This is a genomic window from Streptomyces sp. cf386, from assembly GCF_900103585.1.
Lineage (GTDB): Bacteria > Actinomycetota > Actinomycetes > Streptomycetales > Streptomycetaceae > Streptomyces.
On sequence record NZ_FNHV01000013.1, the window covers coordinates 45431 to 63154 of the forward strand.

The 17724-nt window shown below is 70.9% G+C and carries 14 protein-coding genes; 8 read left to right on the forward strand and 6 right to left on the reverse strand.

The genetic code is table 11. The features are described 5' to 3' along the window. Positions 1 to 17: 17 nt before the first annotated feature. Positions 18 to 758, reverse strand: coding sequence for a TetR family transcriptional regulator (locus BLU79_RS30310; protein WP_093909134.1), 741 nt, complete (start codon positions 756 to 758; stop codon positions 18 to 20). 163 nt (positions 759 to 921) lie between these two features. On the opposite strand from BLU79_RS30310, the gene BLU79_RS30315 reads away from it, so the two are divergent. Together BLU79_RS30315 and BLU79_RS30320 are read left to right on the forward strand one after the other, a co-directional pair. Beyond that, the gene (locus BLU79_RS30315; protein ID WP_093909135.1) at positions 922 to 1764 is read left to right on the forward strand and encodes an ATP-grasp domain-containing protein; all 843 of its coding nucleotides are present in this window, start codon (positions 922 to 924) and stop codon (positions 1762 to 1764) included. A gap of 108 nt (positions 1765 to 1872) precedes the next feature. Beyond that, on the forward strand, positions 1873 to 2664 hold the full coding sequence (locus BLU79_RS30320; RefSeq protein WP_093909136.1) for a cellulose binding domain-containing protein: 792 nt from the start codon (positions 1873 to 1875) through the stop codon (positions 2662 to 2664). 25 nt (positions 2665 to 2689) lie between these two features. On the opposite strand, the gene BLU79_RS30325 is transcribed toward BLU79_RS30320, so the two are convergent. The 5 genes from BLU79_RS30325 to BLU79_RS30345 form a co-directional block, all read right to left on the reverse strand. Continuing rightward, complete coding sequence (locus tag BLU79_RS30325) at positions 2690 to 3064, reverse strand: hypothetical protein (protein WP_093909137.1); 375 nt, start codon at positions 3062 to 3064, stop codon at positions 2690 to 2692. A 359-nt stretch (positions 3065 to 3423) separates the two neighbouring features. After that, complete coding sequence (locus BLU79_RS30330) at positions 3424 to 4347, reverse strand: MurR/RpiR family transcriptional regulator (RefSeq protein ID WP_177001239.1); 924 nt, start codon at positions 4345 to 4347, stop codon at positions 3424 to 3426. A gap of 82 nt (positions 4348 to 4429) precedes the next feature. Beyond that, positions 4430 to 6127, reverse strand: a complete 1698-nt coding sequence (locus BLU79_RS30335) for an ArnT family glycosyltransferase (RefSeq protein WP_371131974.1) — start codon at positions 6125 to 6127, stop codon at positions 4430 to 4432. A 94-nt stretch (positions 6128 to 6221) separates the two neighbouring features. Next, positions 6222 to 8159, reverse strand: coding sequence for a phosphatase PAP2 family protein (locus BLU79_RS30340; RefSeq protein WP_093909139.1), 1938 nt, complete (start codon positions 8157 to 8159; stop codon positions 6222 to 6224). Positions 8160 to 8267: 108 nt separating this feature from the next. After that, positions 8268 to 9146: an N-acetylglucosamine kinase gene (locus tag BLU79_RS30345; protein WP_093909140.1), complete on the reverse strand. Its 879-nt coding sequence runs from the start codon at positions 9144 to 9146 to the stop codon at positions 8268 to 8270. Positions 9147 to 9486: 340 nt separating this feature from the next. On the opposite strand from BLU79_RS30345, the gene BLU79_RS30350 reads away from it, so the two are divergent. The 6 genes from BLU79_RS30350 to BLU79_RS30375 all read left to right on the forward strand — a co-directional run bounded on the left by BLU79_RS30350 (position 9487) and on the right by BLU79_RS30375 (position 17715). After that, positions 9487 to 10620 carry an ROK family protein gene (locus tag BLU79_RS30350; protein ID WP_256333514.1) on the forward strand — a complete coding sequence of 378 codons (1134 nt, stop codon included), beginning with the start codon at positions 9487 to 9489 and terminating at the stop codon, positions 10618 to 10620. 277 nt (positions 10621 to 10897) lie between these two features. Continuing rightward, positions 10898 to 12220 (forward strand): ABC transporter substrate-binding protein, encoded by a 1323-nt coding sequence (locus tag BLU79_RS30355; protein ID WP_093909142.1) that lies wholly within the window; start codon positions 10898 to 10900, stop codon positions 12218 to 12220. Between the two features lie 122 nt (positions 12221 to 12342). Continuing rightward, entirely contained in the window at positions 12343 to 13254 is a 912-nt protein-coding gene (locus tag BLU79_RS30360; RefSeq protein WP_093909143.1) for a carbohydrate ABC transporter permease, read from the forward strand. Then, positions 13251 to 14153, forward strand: a complete 903-nt coding sequence (locus tag BLU79_RS30365) for a carbohydrate ABC transporter permease (RefSeq protein ID WP_093909144.1) — start codon at positions 13251 to 13253, stop codon at positions 14151 to 14153. Before BLU79_RS30360 ends, BLU79_RS30365 begins: the two co-directional genes overlap by 4 nt. A 2-nt stretch (positions 14154 to 14155) precedes the next feature. Continuing rightward, positions 14156 to 15865, forward strand: a complete 1710-nt coding sequence (locus BLU79_RS30370) for a hypothetical protein (RefSeq protein ID WP_093909145.1) — start codon at positions 14156 to 14158, stop codon at positions 15863 to 15865. 14 nt (positions 15866 to 15879) lie between these two features. Further along, positions 15880 to 17715, forward strand: coding sequence for a hypothetical protein (locus BLU79_RS30375; RefSeq protein ID WP_093909146.1), 1836 nt, complete (start codon positions 15880 to 15882; stop codon positions 17713 to 17715). Positions 17716 to 17724 lie beyond the last annotated feature (9 nt).

Consider the following 17724-nt stretch of genomic DNA (forward strand, 5'->3'; position numbering starts at 1 on the left):
CTGGGCCGGGACCTGGATCAGTCGCGTCCGAGCGTGGTCTCGATCTCCTGCACGACCCGCCACAGGGGGGCGCCGCGCCGGGACACCACGACCACCACGTCGTCGGGCTGCTCGTCGACGGCGGGGCCCGGGGCGGGGGTGACGCCGAACGCGGACTGCACATAACCCAGCGCGTGGTCCACTGCGGCGCTAGAGTCGCCCTGCCCGTCCGACCGCAGCCACGAGCGCAGCGCGTTGTTGTGTGCCGCGACGACGGCGGCGGCGATCACGTCGGCCTGCAGGGTCCCGTCGCGCCGGACGGCGAAGCGCTCGCGCAGATACTGGGCCAGAGCGCGCTCGTAGCGCCACACCACGGACAGCTCGTACGCGCGCAGCCCCGGCACCTTCTTGGTCAGCCGGTAGCGCTGCACCGAGAAGGCCGGGTTCTCCGCGTACATGCGCAGTACCAGCCGGGCCGCGTCGCACACCCGCCGCACCGGCTCGTGCTCCTCGCCGCTGGTGGCGAGGAAGGCGGTCATGTCGGCCAGGCACCGCTCGTGGTCGGGGAAGACCACGTCCTCCTTGGACGGGAAGTACCGGAAGAACGAGCGCCGCCCGACGCCGGCCAGCGCCACGATGTCGTCGACCGTCGTCTGCTCGTAGCCCCGCTCCGTGAACAGCTGGAACGCCGCCGCGACCAGGGCCTCCCGCATCGGGGGCTTCGTTGCCGCGGCCTCCGCCTTCTCGCCGCGGCCGGGCGCCGCGCTGCTGGAGCTCATGGACGGGAACGTAGCACCCGAGCAGCGCCGATGGCACTCAGTGCTGTGCAGGCAGGGAACTGAGTGCTCCCGCATGGCGGGCGCGGTCCGGAATCTTCCGACGTTTGTTCGGCGAGCGGCGGTCTGCCTACGATCGCCTGCCGCCGTCGCCGAGGAGTCCCGCATGCCGTCCGCCCGACCCCGTCTCCTGTACGTCACCGACCTGGCCTACCAGGCACGCGGGCGCCGCTACTGCGACGAGGACATCTTCCTCACCTCGCGTCTGCGGGAGGACTTCGACCTCGCCCTCTGCCACCCCCGGGACGCGCTCTCGCTCATGGATGCCTTCGACGGGGTCGTCGTCCGCAACAGTGGTCCGGTGCTGAGCTACCAGGACGCCTACGACGAGTTCCGCCGACGCGCGGTCGCCGACGGGACGCGGGTGTACAACCCGCTCTCCGGGCTTGCGGACATGGCGGGCAAGCAGTACCTGCTCGACCTGACCACCGCGGGATACCCGGTCATCCCCACCGTGGACCGCGCCGAGGACCTGCGCTCGCTGCCCGAGGCCGATCGGTACGTCGTCAAGCCCAAACTCGGCGCCGACTCCATAGGGTTGCGGATCGTGCCCGCCGAGGGGCTGCGCGATCTGCTCGCCGGCGACGTACGGGACGTCCTGGTCCAGCCGTGCGTCGACTTCGCCTACGAGGTCTCCTTCTACTTCGTCGACCACGACTTCCAGTACGCCCTGTACGCGCCGCACGCCGACCGGCGCTGGCAGCTGGAGCGCTACGAACCCACCGACGCGGACCTGGAGTTCGCCCGGCGCTTCATCGAGTGGAACGTCATCGACCACGGCATTCAGCGAGTCGACGCCTGTCGTGCGCCGGGCGGCGAGCTCCTGCTGGTCGAACTGGAGGACCTCAACCCCTATCTGTCCCTGGACGCCTTGGACGACAGGGGGCGGGACGCCTTCGTCGCCGCGGTGAAGGCCTCCCTGGACCGTTTCCTCGCCGCGCCCGCCTGACCGGGCCAGGGTGCTCACCGAGCGCGCTGAACCGGCGGGACGCCAACCCCGTATCACTCCCCGGGGATTGGCGTAGCCCCGTGCTGACGGGGACGGAAGGAGAGCGGCGTGCCCACACGGCCCGACCCCGAGGAGCCGGACGACGGTCCGGCCCTGGAACCGATCCACGTCCTGCGCCCACGCCGCACCGACGCCCTCGCGGAGTTGTTCAGGGAGTGGGAGGAGGACAACAGGCGCTACGAGTCCGTGGCCGTGCCCGGCTCCCTGCCCGGTACCGAGGACGCGACACAGGAGCTGCCGGCCGTCGCCGAGGACACGCGCATCGCACCGCGCGGTGGCGCCCACCCCGGCAATGCCTCCGGCCCCGGGTTTCGCCGCACCGCCGTCGCGGTCGCCGTCACCGCTGCCGCGGTCATCGGATTCGGCGGTGCTCTCCTGCTTCCCGGCGATGGTGACGGCGACGGCGACGACACGGCGGCCCGGAATCCGGCTCCGTCCGCGACAGCCTCCGCCTCCGCCTCCGCCGAGCCCACTGCGCCCGCGCTGGGCGGTCCCGGCGCGGGCGAGGCCGGTGACCCCGACTGCACCGCGTCCTTCCGGACCGTCAACAGCTGGCAGGGCGGCTTCCAGGGCGAGGTGACGGTGACCAACGCGCCCGCCTCCTCGGCCTCCGGCTGGACCGCGACGCTCGTACCGCCCGACGGCACCCGTCTGACCCAGGTCTGGGACGGCACGCTCGCCACGACCCAGGACGGCAGGGTGACGGTCACCAACGCGTCCTGGAACGGCGCCCTGGCGCCCGGCGCGAGCGTCACCTTCGGCTTCGTCGCCGCCGCCTCGGACACCACCGGCCAGCCGTCGGCGACGGTCACCTGCGCGGCGACGGCCGACGGCTCCTGACGCGGTGTCGGGTGTGCACGACGGCTCAGCGCCCGTGGTCGATCAGGGCCTGGGACACCGCGCGCACACTGCGGGCGATGTGCTGCAGCTGCATGACCTCCGCCGCGTACATCTTGATGGTGTGCTCGATGACCGACTCGGGCATGCCGAGCGCGGGGAGGTCGGCCCGTGCGGTCTGCAGGGCGGTGCGCGCGACCCGGATCTCGTTCTGGACCTGGATCTGCGCATGCCGGGCGAGCAGCACGGGATGGCGGATCAGCGCCGGATAGCTGGCGTAGCGGGCCGGCACCAGCTCGCGCAGCCACTTGGCCGCGGAGCGCTCCCAGTCGTAGGAACCGGGGGTCTTGACCTGGCACGGCCAGTCAGAGCTGATGCGCGTGGTCGTCAGGGGCATGGTCATCGCTTCCGGGTGTGCGGGCGTCGTATGGGGTGTCACCGACGGGGTCGGGGCGGCCCCGGCCTAGGGGATGACCGGGGCCGCCGCCACGGGCGCTCGCGCAGGCGATGCCCGACCGAACAGCCCGGGCGCCGACGCGGGTAGGAGACGGCGGCTTCGGCTGTTCGTGGAGGAGCCCGGAAGGCAGCCGGCATGCGCACGACGGATGGGGTGACGTGCGCATGAGCGGACCGGCTGCTTTCGGCGGGCGGATGGTGCGTGTGAAGTATTTATATATGCCGTCTGCTTTGCAAGGAGTATGAAAACATTCATGCGTGATTTGAAATGGATGAGCCCACTGTGTTCCGGTTTGCCCGGGGGGATCAGTCCCGCAGGAAGAACTGGTGCTCGTCCGAGATGTGCTCGTACTCCTCCAGCCGTGCCTGCGTCCGCTCCGGGTCGGCGTCGGTCATGGCCTGCAGCAGCGCGGCGGCCATCACGCCGGGCGCGGCGTAGGAGTCGAAGACCAGGCGGGAGCCGGTGCCGGTGGCGAAGACGATGTCGGCCGTGTCGGCCACCGGCCCGAGCGCCAGGTCGGTGACCAGGGCGACCTTGAGCCCGGCGCTGCGCGCGACCCGGACGGCGGTGAGCGTCTCCTGGGCGTGCCGCGGCATGGAGAACGCCAGCACCCAGGTGCCGCCGGCCTCGCGCGACTGGAGCAGCGCGTCGTAGGCGACGCTGCCGCCCCGCGTCACCAGTCGCACATCCGGGTGGATACGGCGCGCGGCGTAGGCGAAGTACTCGGCGAGAGACGCCGAGATGCGCAGCCCGAGGATGGTCAGCGGGGTCGACCGCGACAGCTTGCGGCCGATGTCGATCACCTCGTCGGGGTCGGCGAAGTCGCGCCGCAGGTTCTCCAGGTTCTCGATCTCGGCGTCCACCGCGGCCTGCAGTTCGTTGGCGCCGTTCTCCTCGGCCGCCGCCGGGCCCCCGGCGAGAGTGCCCAGCGCGATCGACTGGAGCTTCTCCCGTAGCGCGGGGTAACCGCTGAAGCCGACCGCCGCGGCGAACCGCGTCACCGAGGGCTGGCTCACGCCGACCCGCTCCGCCAGATCGGTGATCGAAAGGAACGCCGCCTCGGTGATGTGCTCGATCAGATACTGGGCGATGCGCCGCTGCCCGGGCGACAGCCTCGGCTGGTCGAAAAGCGTCCTGAGCTGGGAAGTCGGGGATGCCTCGACCTCCGGAGCCGTCCTTCCCGAGGTGATCGCGGATGCCTGCGCGCGTGCCTGCTGGGACGATGGCACCGGTGCGTGTCCTTTGTCTCCCACAGTGCCTCAACATAGCTCACACAATGTGGCGACCCTGGGCGCTGGAGAGGCGCGACGCTCACCGGCGATAGATCGTGATCGAATGGCCGACCGTGTCGATCGGGCGACTGCTGTCGATCAGTTCGGCCAGCCGCCCCGTCGCCTTGGCCACCGAGGAGTCCGACACGACCAGCAGCCCGCGCACTTCACCGGCCGGCACCTTGCGCGGATCGGCGGCGCGGATGCCGTAGGCGGACGGCACCCCACTGCCCTTGTACACGAGCCAGATCCGCTCGTCCCGGTACCGCTCGCGCAGCCGGTCGGCCAGCCGGCCGAGGTCCTGGCCCCAGTCCACGTTGGAGTCGTGCAACCGCAGATGGGTCTTCGCCGGACCGCCGAACGCCTCGTTGGAGTACGGCAGATAGTAGGGGTACGTCCGCAGCGAGCTGACCGCGACGAACAGCACCAGCACCCCCACCGCGACCGGCACCCACCGCCGTCGCACCGCGAGCACACAGCCTCCCGCCACCGCCAGGAACATCGGCACGAACACGGCGTACCGCGTGCCGAAGTCCCGCGACCCGAGCATCGCCGCGGCCAACAGCACGGCCGTGGGCGCCAGCAGATACGGAGCCACCGGCCGCAGCCGCCGTACCGCCACCGACGCGACCGCCCCGGCCGCCCACAGGGCGAGCAGGCCGAGCGGTGTCTTCACCAGGAGCGCGGCCGGCAGGTAGTACCAGAGGGAGCCCGTGTAGAGCCGGCCGAACAGAAAGCCCTGCCACGGGTAGTTCTCGAAGGCGAACTGGACCCGCATCCCGTCCCGGTACGCCTCCGGGAACGGCAGCAACTCGACCGCCGCCGACCGCAGTCCGTGCACGACGGGTATCGGCTGCTCCGGCGCCCAGCGCAGCCGCGGATCGACGACGAGATACGAGGCCCATACGACGGCGACGGCGGCCAGCGCCACGACACCGGCGCCCGCGACCGCGTGCACCAGCGCCCTGCGGCGGGGCTCGGCCGGCGGCCTCGCACACCACACGGACAGGGCCGTGAGGGCCAGCAGCACCGGGACCGCCGCCAGCATGCTCATCTTCGTCGCCAGCGCCGCCCCGAGCGCCACGCCGGCCAGCGGCACATGGAGCCGGGGCCGGCGACGGGCCCGCCACAGCAGCCAGACCGACGTCAGCACGAACCCGGCCGCCGGAACGTCCAGCGTGGCGAGCGAGCCGTGCGCGATGACGTCGGGGGAGAAGGCGTACAGCCCGAGGGCCGCCAAACCCCCCACCGAACCGGCGAGTTCACAGGTGAAGGCGAAGACGACCAACCCGAACAGAAGCGTCAGAACGATCACCGGGACGCGGGCGAACAGCATCAGCCGCCCCGGGTCGTTCCCGGACTCGTACAGCAGATGTCGCCCCAACTGGCCCTGATCGCCGGTGAAGGAGCGATCGACATGCGGATCGGCCAGTGCCACTCCGACGCCGATGACCAGCTTTCCCAGCGGCGGATGCTCGGGATTGTGGCGCAGCCGCTGCTCGTGCAGATACTCGGCCGCCGTGCCCACGTACACGGGCTCGTCGATCGTCGGTGTCTGCTGCACGGCCGTCGTCAGCATCGCGACGGCCATCTGGCCGAGCAGCACGACCACGAGGAGGGGCACGAGCCGGCGCTTGCCCCACTTCCGGCGAGGCCGGGCGTCGGGCGCGCCGGATGCGTCGGGCACGTCGTCGCGTGCCGGCTGTGCCGGGGCCGAGTGCTGTTCGAGCGCCATCATCCGCTCCGCGGCGCCGCCGACCCCGCGGCGGCGGGTGCTGAGGGAGAGCCGGCTCATGGGCCTACTCTGCATCAGCACCCGCCGGGGGAGGGCGTTACCGCTTGAGGAGTCGTACCGACAGACCTTCCGTCGTGTAGACGGGTACGGCCCGCAGCGTGTCGGAGTTCAGCTCCACACGGTCGAACTGGCCGCGCAGGCGCTGCGCCTCGATGACCGGGACAGTGGTCCCGGCGACCGGCGGGCGCTCCGCGTCGAGGCGCAGCGACAGCACGCTGCCCCGGCCCAGCACCACCCGGCCGGACACCTCCAGCGCCGGACCGTGGTTCTTGCGCAGCAGCAGCTCAAGGGTCGCGTCGCCCTCCTGGACGTACGCACCGCGCACCCGCAGCACCTTGTCCGCACGGAGCGTGCCGCCCACCACCCGCACATCGCCCTGCCCGAGAGCGTTGGCCGACCCGGCGACCAGCACGCCGCCCTCGACCACCGTGCCGCCGTGGTAGCGGTTGTGCCCCGTCAGCGTGAGCGTGCCGGTGCCGCGCTTGGTCAGACCGCCGTCGCCGTCGATGTCGTTGCGCCAGGCGTCCGCCGCGCCGAAGCCCCCGGCCGCCGCGTCCAGCGTGACCGTCACGTCGGAGTCGAAGGCGCCGTAACCGTCCGCCGCGGTGAACAGGTCGAGCCGCCCCCACTGCTCGAACCCGTCCAGCAGGACGTACCCGGCGGGCAGCGCGGTCGTGCGCAGCACCTCACGGCGCTGGGCCGCGGTCAGGTACGGCTGCCGCGTCTCCAGCAGCACCTCCGCGCCCTTCGGCACGGCCAGGGCCTCGTCGCGACCGCGCCGGGTGAGCACGTACGTCAGCTTGGGCTTGACCGTGCGGGCGTTGGCGTCCCGGTCGGCGTACGGGTCGGTGTCGGCGGAGGCCGAGTGGGCGTAGGCGTACAGCGTGTCGGCCGTCGTGCCGGTCCGCTCCTCGAAGTATGCAAGGGCCTGGGCGCGGGCAGCGGCCTTGAGTTCGGCGTTCGCCGGGTCGGTGAGGGCGGCGGCGGCCAGGGCCGTAGCCATGATGCGACCGCCGAGGACGTCGACGGTGGAGTGCATGCCCGCCACGATGCGGGTGTGGCTGAGCTCGAAGGCGCGGGTCACCAGCTCCTGGAACCGCTCGGGCACGGCGTAGGCGTACGCCAGTGCGGCCAGGTGCAGGGCGTTGGTGTGCCCGCTGGGGAAGCCGCCGTCCTCGGCCGGGGTCTCGCCGCGCTGGCGGAGCAGCTGCGGGGCGACGACCACCTCCGACTCGTAGACGGGGAAGCCGAACTCGTCCTTCTTGCCGGTGTCGACGACCTCGCTGTCCTCGTTCATCCGCCACGGACGCGGGTACTGGAAGGCGAACTTGGCCGGGTTGCCGGAGGCGAAGGGGCCGCGCACGGTGTCGACCAGCTTGGCCACCTTGCCCAGCTCCGAGTCGTACGAACCGGCGCCGATCGCGGAACCGGTCGGCGCGTCGGCGGGCAGGGCGTCGCTGATCTTCCCGGCGGGGGTGCCGTCCGGCGCGCTGGTGATCGAAGTGACCGCCTTGGCGCCCGACTTGTACAGGTCGGCCAGCGGACCCAGTCCGGCGATCACCGAGTAGCTCTGGTGCTGCCGGTCGATGATGAACGATTCCTTCGCCTGGGCGTCCGTGCGCGCGGCGGTGATCCGAACGCTGTAGCGCACGTTGGCGCGCAGCACCTCGGGCATGAGCGGCGTGCCGGTGTTCCAGGCGCCGCCGGTCTTCCACACCTTCGCGAAGCCGCCGAGGACGCGGATCACCGCGTTGGTCTCGGGCGTCAGGTTCGTCAGGACGTTGGTCTTGTAGTCGTCCACGAACGCGGCGGCGGCCGCGGCGGCCTTCGCGTCCGCCGCGGCCAGCCAGCTGACGAGGGTGGGCGCGGCCATGACGCCGGCGGTGGCTCCCAGGGAGGTCTTGAGGAACCCCCTTCGCCGCATGGTGCGTTCGGTGAGCGGTGCGGGGGAGTACTGCCCAGCGGATGACGGCATGGGTGTGGCCTCTCTTGAGTTCTGCGGCCGTGCGGCCGGGAGGTCGTACGAGCGAAGATCTACGGGCGAGTCATGGCGGAGCGGAGGAGAGTCGGCGACCGGAACGTGTCACAGAAGTGAACGGGCCATCGCCACCGCGCCCTCGACCGGCGGTGCCCGCAGGGGTCGCGGCCGGGCCGTCGGCACACTCTCCTCCAGCGCCGACACGAAGGCGTCGTACAGCGAGGACTGGGCGAGGACGGTACTGCCCGCGACCACGACGTCGTCGACCACCACCCCACGGGTGGCGAGGCGTTCGACGAGCGCGGCCAGGGCGCGGCCCGCGTCGGCGATCACGGTGCGGGCGAGCGGGGAGCCGGCCTCGGCGGCGGCGAACACGGCCGGGGCGTGCCGGCCCCACTCGGCGGAGGCCGCAGTGACAGACTCCAACGCGGCGCCGAGCGCGGGTACTTCGGGGACGTCGAAGGCGGCCAGCAGACCGAGCGCCAGCGCGTCGGGCTCCTCGCCGCGGTCGTGCGCGGCCCAGACGGCACGGACGGCCTCGCGGACGAGACCGGCGGCGCCGCCCTCGTCGCCGAGCAGCGCGCCCCAGCCGCCGACCTGGACCGGTGTGCCGTCGGGGAAGCGGCCCACGGCGACGGAGCCGGTGCCGGCGACCAGGCCGACACCCTTGTCCAGGCCCGCTGCGGGCACGAGCAGTTCGGCGTCGCCCACGACCAGCGCGGGCGCGTCGAAGTGCAGTTGGAGTGCGGTACGGATCTGTGCGCACTGACGCGCGGTCTCGCAGGCGTGCCCGCCGACGGCCAGCGCGGACGGGCGCGTGCCCTTGGGAAGGGCCTCAGCGAGCAGTGTGGCCAGCCAGCCCGCGGCGGCCACCGGATCGTACGGCCGCCAGCCGCTGCTGGGACGGACGTGATCGGCCATGACGGTGTCGCCGGTGAGCGCGCGGAGATGCGTCTTGGTGCCGCCCACGTCGATGCCGACCATCAGAGGGCCAGACAAAGGGGTGACCTGCACGGATCCTCTTTCGTCGGTGCGCTGTGTGCTGCGACGGCGGGCGAACCGTGCCGGAGGGCAAGACAGGTGAAGAGCCGGAGAAGCCCCGGGACGGGCCTCTGGACGGACCACGGCAGGCGAGTACCGTGACGTTCGTTAGGAAGTTAACTAACGAAGTACAGTGCGTGTCAATAGGCGTCGCGCAGCCGGCTTCCCGGGCCTTTCGCCCGGGGTGGGAACGCGTGCCGCCAGGGCAACCCATCGCCGCCTTCCGCCGAGTCGATCGGCCCGGGAGAGCAGCCTGTCACCTGGGGGAACTGTGGAACACGACGTGGTAAGAGCCCCCCGTCTGACCGAGAGCGCGAGCCATGTATTCGCCGTGCTGGCACAGGCCGGCACCGCGACCCGGCCGCAGCTCGCCAGCCTTGCGCGGCTGTCCAAACCGACGGTCTCCTCCGCCGTCGCCGAACTGGAGGGCGTCCAGCTGGCCGCCCACTCCGGCACCGCCTCCAGCGGCACGGGCCGCAACGCGGCCGTCTACCGCCTCGGCCCGGCCGCCGGTGCCGTGCTCGCCGTCGACCTCGGTCCCGCGCTCACCCGGGTCCGCGGCTGCGCCCTGGACGGCACCCTGCTCGCCGAGGCCACCGGACCCCGGGCCGAGGCGGCCGACGTGGTGCGCGACGCGCTCGGCGCGCTGCCCGCCGACGCCCCGCTGCGCACCATCGTCGTGGCCGTCGGTGACGTCACCGCCCGGGCCGAGGAGGGCTCCGGCATGCGCCCGGCGACCGCCAAGGCGGGGCCCGTCTTCGACGCGGTGGCCGTCGCGCTGCCGCCCGGAGTCCCCGTCCATCTGGAGAACAACGTCAACTGCGCCGCGCTCGCGGAACTGCACGAGGGCGCGGCGCGCGGCCGTCACACCTTCGGCTATCTGCGGATCGGCGTCGGTATCGGTCTCGGCATCGTCGTAGGAGGCCAGGTGCTGGCCGGTGCGAACGGAGCCGCCGGAGAGCTCGCCCGGCTGCCCTACCCCTGGGACGACGACCTGGAGCCCCGCCACGAGGCCCTGGAGGAGTACATCGGGGCCCGTTCCCTGCTGCGCCGGGCCGCCGAGGCATGGCCGGATGGCGACGGCGTCGGCCCCCGTACGGCAGAGCGGCTCTTCGCGCTGGCCGCACAGGGCAGTGCCCCGGCCCGTGCCGTCGTCGCCCGGCATGCCGTGGACGTGGGCCGGCTGGCCGCCGCCGTGACCGCCGTACTGGACCCCGGACTGCTCGTGCTGGGCGGCAGCACCGGGGCGTTTCCGCAGCTCCTGCCCGGTGTGCGGGCCGAGCTGGAGCGGCTCAGCTGGCCGACCGAGGTGGTCAGCAGCCAGGTCGGTGATCTCGGCACCGTGGTCGGCGCGGCCCGCCTCGCGGTCGCCAGAGGAGTCCAAACCGTGACCGAGGCGGCGCGGACGAAGGATTGACGGTTTCGGACTCGGTCTGCCAATGTCCGGACAAGCGCTTTCTAAGTCGGCCGGGACGCCGGCTTGGGGCGAACATCCCGCCCGTACTCGACGTACGGCAACCGCACGAGGGCGTGCCCGTGCGGTGACGGCCAGGACGGCCGGGGATCTCGCCCCGCGTGGACGACGCGGCCGGGCGAGGCCGCCCCTTCCGGAAAGCGAATTTTCCTGCAAAATGCACCCGTGCCGCGTCGGTCGGCGCCGTGCTCCGTCCCCTGCGACGAAAAAGGGATCGAAGATGACCAATGTAGGTGTGCGGCGCTCCCGCCGACTCGGCCGCGGCGCCATAGGCCGCCTGGTTCCCCTCGCTGCCGTGGCCACGGCAGGTGCCCTACTGCTCTCCGCCTGCGGAGGAGGGTCCGAATCGGGCGGGACCTCCAAGTCGCTGACGTTCTGGATCTCCACGGTGCCGGGGCAGGACGCGGGCTGGAAGAAGATGGTGGCGCAGTACGAGAAGGAAACCGGCGTCAAGGTCAAGCTCGTCAACATCCCCTACGACGGCTACACGACGAAGCTGCGCAACTCGGCGCAGGCGAACTCGCTGCCCGACGTGGCGGCCGTGCCGGCGCTGGACCCGATCTGGTCGAACAAGCTGATCGACCTCAGCGACATCGCCAACAACAAGACGAACAAGATCAACGCCAACTTCGTCGCCAAGGACTCGTCCGGGAAGGTGCTGTCCATCCCCTCGGACGTCACCGCGTCCGGCATGTTCATCAACAAGTCGCTCTTCGAGAAGGCCGGCGTCGACTACCCGACCTCGCCCGACAAGACCTGGACCTGGACCGAGTTCATCAAGGCGGCCGACAAGGTCCGGGAGAAGACCGACGCCAAGTACTCCCTGACCTTCGACCAGTCGCCGTCCCGGCTGCGCGCCATGGTGTACGAGATGGGCGGGAAGTACGTCCACGCCGACGACTCCGGCAAGTTCTCGGTGGACGCGGCGACCAAGAAGGCCGTGAAGTACTTCGTCGGACTGAACGACGACAAGACCATGCCGAAGTCGGTGTGGACCAGCGGCGCCGACCCGTCGGCCATGTTCCAGAGCGGTGACGTCGTCGCCTACTGGTCCGGCGTGTGGCAGGTTGCCGCCTACGCGGAGAGCATCACGAAGTTCGAGTGGGCGAGCGTCCCGACTCCCGCCCAGCCGGTGCAGGCCAGCGACGTCAACAGCGGCGGCATGACGGTGGGCTTCAACAACAACGCCGACGCGGCCACCGCAGCGAAGAAGTTCCTGTCCTGGCTGTACGAGCCGGCCCACTACCAGGCGCTGTGTGAGGCGTCCGGGTTCCTGCCGGTCGAGACCGGTCTGACCCCGAAGTATCCGTTCAAGTCCGAGGCGGCGCAGGCGGCGTTCAAGCTGTACAACGAGTCGATCCCGCTCTACGACCCGATCTCCGGCTACTTCAACAGCGCGCAGACGAACTGGGTGCTGAAGGGCAAGAGCCTCGCCGACGACCCGACCAAGGCGGAGCTCGGCAAGGCGATCAACGGCGAGCAGTCGGCCGACAAGGCCCTGCAGAACATTGTGGACGGCTACAACCAGCAGGTCGGCGGCTGAGCGTAGGCCGGGGCCAGGGCGGCGAGGTCGAGACACCGCCGCCCTGGCCCCGGACCCCACGTGATGCCGGGCTCATGGCCTGAGCCCACAGGAACCCAATCCACCAGCACGGAGTCAGGAAGATGACAAAACGAGCCTCGGACGTGTCCGTGAGCCCGCCCAGGAGACGAAGCAAGTACACCGTCGCGCCGCTCGTCCTCATCGCGGCCAATGTCGTGCTCTTCGCGCTGTTCTTCCTCTGGCCGGCGGTGATCGGGCTCGTCTACTCCTTCACGAACTACACGGGCGTGGGCGCGTTCCAGTTCGTCGGACTGGACAACTACAGCAACCTGTTCGGGGACTCCGCCTTCTACGACGCGATGACCCGCACGCTGCTGTACACCGTGCTCTTCGTACCGCTGAACTTCGTGCTCTCGCTGCTCATCGCCAACGTGCTGGTGAGCAAGCACGCCAAGGGCGTGTCGGTCGCCCGCATCTTCTTCTTCATCCCGTGGCTGCTGTCGCCCATCGTCGTGGGTGTCCTGTGGCGGTGGCTGTTCGGTGAGAACTTCGGGCTGGTCAACTACCTCATCGAGAAGTTCGGCGGAAGCGCCGTTCCCTGGCAGTCGAACGCGGACCTGTCGCTGATCGTGGTGGTGGTGGCGGCGTCCTGGGCCTGGACGGGCTTCTCGATGCTGCTGTTCATCGCGGCGATCAAGAACGTACCGACGTCGTACTACGAGGCGGCCGCGCTCGACGGCGCCGGTCCGTGGCGCCAGTTCATCAGCATCACCCTGCCGAGCATCGCGCCGACTTCCTTCATCGTCATCCTGCTCAACACGATCCACGGCATGAAGGAGTATCCGCTGTTCGCCTCCCTCAACAACGGCGGACCCGGAACGTCGAACAACCTGCTCGTCCAGTACATCTACCAGACCGGCTTCAAATCGGGCCAGATCGGCTACGCGAGCGCCGCGTCGTTCGTGCTCATGCTCATCCTGATGGTCGTCGCGATCATCCAGATGATGGTCAACCGGCGGGTGGAGAACCGATGACAACCACAGACATGCCACGCAAGGTCGACGCCGAGCCCGGACGGGCTGTTCCCAAGAAGAGGCGCAGCAGCGCGGCCAGTGGTGGGTTTCGGCGCGCGGTGCCCGCGACGACACTCCTGTGGGTCCTGGCGGCCCTCTACGGGGTGCCGGTGCTGTGGTTCGTCCTCAGCTCCTTCAAACCGGCGGGAGACCTGTTCTCCCTTCCGTTGACGCTGTTCCCGCACAACCCCACCGTGTCGGGTTACGAGGCGGCGTGGGACAGCGCCAACTTCTCCCAGTACTTCATCAACACGACCATCGTGTGTGTGATCGCGACGATCCTCACGGTGGGAGTCAGCTGCTGCACGGGGTACGCGCTGGCCAAGTACGACAACAAGTGGCTCAAGGTCTTCTTCGTCGGCATTCTGGCCACCACGATGCTGCCGTCCGAGGTCATGCTCGCCCCGCAGTTCCTGGTGGTCCGCGACCTCGGCCTCTACAACTCGCTCGCCGGCATCATCCTCCCGGCCGTGCTCACCGCGACCGGATGCTTCATGTTCCGCCAGTTCTTCCTGACGGTCCCCGACGAGCTCATCGAGGCCGCCCGCATCGACGGCGCGCGTGAGCTGTCGATCTTCCTGCGGATCATGGTGCCGATCTCCCGGCCCATCATGCTGACGCTCGCCATCCTGTCGTTCCAGTGGCGGTGGAACGACTACATCTGGCCGCTGCTGATGCTCAACGACCCCGAGAAGTTCACCGTGCAGATCGGCATCCAGAGCCTCGTCGGGGCGCAGAACATCAACTGGTCGGTGCTGCTCGGGGGATCGGTCATCTCCATGGTTCCACTGATCGTCGTCTTCCTGGTGTTCCAGCGTTACGTCATGAACGCCGACATCAATGCCGGACTGAAGGACTGACCTTGCCCCACCCGCTCGACCACGAGTTCGTCCGCTCGGCGGCGCGCGCCGCCGACCTGACGGCCGCCCCCCTGGCGGCCGACCCGGACGTGGAACCCGCCGGCGTGCCGCACCGTGGTCTGGCGCGGCGGGTGAAAACCCTGACAGCCGCATACCGTTCCCCGGACTCGGCACTGCACGGCAGCGGACAGGCGGTCGCCGCCGCGATGACCCACCTCCGCGCCCTGCGGGCCGTGCAGACGCCCTCCGGTCTCTTCGCGGGCGGAGACAACGTCCAGTCACCGCCCGACTCCGCGTTCACCGTCAACGACGTGTGCGACGCGTACGTCCTCGCCGCCGACGCGGGACCGGAACTGGGCGAGGTGACGGCCGTGCTCGCCGAGATCGCCGGCGCCGCCACCGCCAGTCTCCTGACCGGCGGGGTGCACACCCCGAACCACCGCTGGGAGCTGAGCGCGGCGCTCGCCCGTCTGCACCGGTCGTTCCCCGACGACCGGCTGCTCGACCGCGTCGAGGAGTGGCTCGCCGAGGGCGTCGACATCGACACGGAGGGCCTGTACTCGGAACGCAGTGCCGTCTACGCGTCCCTCGTGACCAACCCGTCGCTGCTGTTGCTGGCCGAGGTGCTCGGGCGTACCGACCTGCTGGACGCCGTCGAACGCAACCTCGCCACGACACTGGACCTGATCAGGCCGGACGGCACGGTGGAGACCCTCCACTCGCGCCGCCAGGACCAGAAGCTTTCGTTCCCGCTGTGGCCCTACCTGCCGCACTACCGGCTGCTCGCGATCCGCACCGGCCGGGGCGACTTCGCCCGCGCGGCCCGCCTGGCGGCCGCCGACGGCATCGACGACCCCGACCTGCTCGCCCAGACCCTCCTCACCCCGGATCTGTGCCGCGCCCTGCCGGCCCCGGACGCGGAGAAGCTCCCGCGCGACCGGTACCTCCCCACCGCACGCCTCGCCGCACACGTCTCGGCCACCGCGCACACCGTGGTGTACGGCGGCTCCGACGTGCCCGAGCACCGGCGCATCCGCTCGGGCCTCGCCTGCAACCCCACCTTCCTGCGCCTGTTCGCCGGTGCCGCCGTCCTCGACGCGGTCCGCCTCTCGCGGGTGTTCTTCGACCTGGGCCCGTTCCGTGCCGCCGGCATGGAACAGCTCGCCGACAACCGGTACCGGCTCACCCAAACCCTCACAACCGCCTACTACCAGCCGCTCCCGAAGGACCGGAGGCGCGACGACGGCGCCTACCGCCTGGTGGACGAGGGCCGCTTCTCCGCGGCGATGGCCTTCCCCGACCGCCCTCAGGACGAGGTCTCCCACACGACCCGGGTCGAGGTCGACCTGCGGGAGGACGGGGCCGACCTGCGGATCGACATCAGCGGCCCGTCGGTGCCCTGGGCCCTCGAACTGACCTTCCGGCCGGGCGGCGAGCCGCAGGGCGCCGTACCGCTCGGCGACGGACGCTGGTGCCTGACGACCGAGCCGATGACCTACCGCGCCGGCGACGACGAGATCCGCGTCGAGGCCGGCGTCGAGACGGGCGAACCGCTCGCCGGACCGGACCGGAGCGACGTACTGCGCTACGACCCGGGGCAGGACCACACCGTGGCCGGCGGCACCGACGCGACGACCGGGAACCGCGTCTACCTCGGTGGGCACGGACCGCAGACACTGACCCTCACACTGCGCGCCACATCTCAGGCATGAAGGGCTGATCTCCCTTGCACCTCCCACGCCAGCTCGGGCCGCTGCACGACCTGCCGGACACTCCGGAGGCGTACGACGCCGTGCTCGCCGACGTCACCGAGCAGGCCCTCGCGCGCCTCACGCCCGAGGGCAACCTAGAACACCCCGACTGCGTCGACGACATCGGCGACACCTCGCTCGGCATCACCTCCCTGCTCGCGCTCAACTGGCAGCGCGGCAAGGACCCGAGGCTGCCGGAGGCGGTGAACCGCAGCCTCGCCTTCCATCTGCGGGAGCGGGTCTACACCGAGGACAACCCCGGCTACCCGAACCTGAGGGTGCGCAACTCCGGCCTTCCGTACGCCCGTTACACCCTGGCGGCGGGCGCCCACCCCATTGGCGACTGGCCGAGCACGGTGTGGGCGCTGCTCCAGGCGGTCAACGTGCTGGACCTGGCTGACGGCCTCGTCGAGGACGGGGCGCGGGACCGGCTCCTCGACGTGGCACGCGGATACTGGCGCTGGCTGACCGAGGCGACCTTCTTCAATCCGCAGGAGGCGGGCAATCAGGCGATCGGCTGTGTGGTCGGCGGTCTGATGCTGGCGAACCATCTGCCCGCAGCCGAGCGGGAGTCGGTCCGCGAGCGGGCGCTGGAACTGTACGTCGACGAGATCCGCGCCCACCGGGTCCGTGACCGCGGCGCCCTGCTGCCCCCCGAGCACGGCGGCGCCTACGACAACAACTACGGCCCGATCTCCCTCTCCTTCCTCGCCCAGGCCCACCGGGTCAGCGGCGCGGAGATCTTCGCCGAGGACGGCGAGGCGCTCGCCCGCTACATCGACGCCCGGCTGACGAACGGCGGCTTCGACAACGGCGGCCCCCGCTACAGCGAGCAGCACTCCGCCTTCGAGTCCGTCCTGGGCCTGCGCTACTTCGGCGCCCGGATCGGCTCCGACCTGGGCCGCTACCGGGGCGACAGCCGCTGGGCCCGGCATGCGGTGAAGGTGGACGGCGAGGTCGACGGGCACTTCGCGTGGATGCTGGTCTGGCAGATCCAGGACACGACGCGCTGGCACCGCGAGCCGTCCACGGCCGCCGCCCGGCACCAACTGCGCTCCGGCACCGTCTCGGTGGCCTTCGACGGCCACCTGACCCCGGCGGTCATCGAGGCGGGCGGCACGTACTACCTGCCCGCCGCCGTCAACCGCCAGCACGGCCACGGCCCGGTCGTCGACGGCTTCCTGTTCTGCCGTCCCATGGGCGAGGTCCGGGTCCGGGACGTCCGCGCCGAGGGCCTGACCGCCAAGCTGGTCACCAAGCCGGTCGTCGGCCGCGACCACGTCCTGCGCCATGTGCGGTCCCTGTACGTCACCGACGGCACCCACCTCTGGACGACCGTCGCGGTGGAACGGCTCCCCGGAACGCCGTACCTGCTCGCGGGCCTGCCGTACGCCACCGACGACGGCGACCGGGTGCGCAGGACCGCTGAGGGCCAGGTCACGTCGGCGGGCGCGCTCCGCCTCACCCACCCGGAGTCGGACGGCGTGGACTACTTCGACGCCCGCGCCGAACGGACCCAGGAAGAGGCGGCCTTCGCCCTGGCTGCCGACCCCCGCGGCTACGGCAACCCTGACGAGGGCTGGCGGCACCTGGTCAGCTCGACGGCCCTGGAGGCCGGACCGGCCCCCGGCGCTCCGGAGGACCTGCACATCTTCGCCGTACGGTACGGACCGACGGGCCCGTTCGCGCCCACCTTCACCTACGACGACGGTTCAGGGCTGACGGTTCACACGGAAGCGTTCACCGCCGTGATCGGCGAGGCGGCGGGCGACGCGCACGGGGAGCCGGAGCTGACCCTGCGGGCTGAGTAGGCCGCCGGG

Excerpts from the sequence above, each read along its gene's own strand:
- BLU79_RS30310 (WP_093909134.1), bottom strand. The coding sequence starts at position 758 with ATGAGCTCCAGCAGCGCGGCGCCCGGCCGCGGCGAGAAGGCGGAGGCC.
- BLU79_RS30315 (WP_093909135.1), top strand. The coding sequence starts at position 922 with ATGCCGTCCGCCCGACCCCGTCTCCTGTACGTCACCGACCTGGCCTAC.
- BLU79_RS30325 (WP_093909137.1), bottom strand. The coding sequence starts at position 3,064 with ATGACCATGCCCCTGACGACCACGCGCATCAGCTCTGACTGGCCGTGC.
- BLU79_RS30335 (WP_371131974.1), bottom strand. The coding sequence starts at position 6,127 with ATGATGGCGCTCGAACAGCACTCGGCCCCGGCACAGCCGGCACGCGAC.
- BLU79_RS30340 (WP_093909139.1), bottom strand. The coding sequence starts at position 8,159 with ATGCCGTCATCCGCTGGGCAGTACTCCCCCGCACCGCTCACCGAACGC.
- BLU79_RS30345 (WP_093909140.1), bottom strand. The coding sequence starts at position 9,146 with ATGGTCGGCATCGACGTGGGCGGCACCAAGACGCATCTCCGCGCGCTC.
- BLU79_RS30355 (WP_093909142.1), top strand. The coding sequence starts at position 10,898 with ATGACCAATGTAGGTGTGCGGCGCTCCCGCCGACTCGGCCGCGGCGCC.
- BLU79_RS30360 (WP_093909143.1), top strand. The coding sequence starts at position 12,343 with ATGACAAAACGAGCCTCGGACGTGTCCGTGAGCCCGCCCAGGAGACGA.
- BLU79_RS30365 (WP_093909144.1), top strand. The coding sequence starts at position 13,251 with ATGACAACCACAGACATGCCACGCAAGGTCGACGCCGAGCCCGGACGG.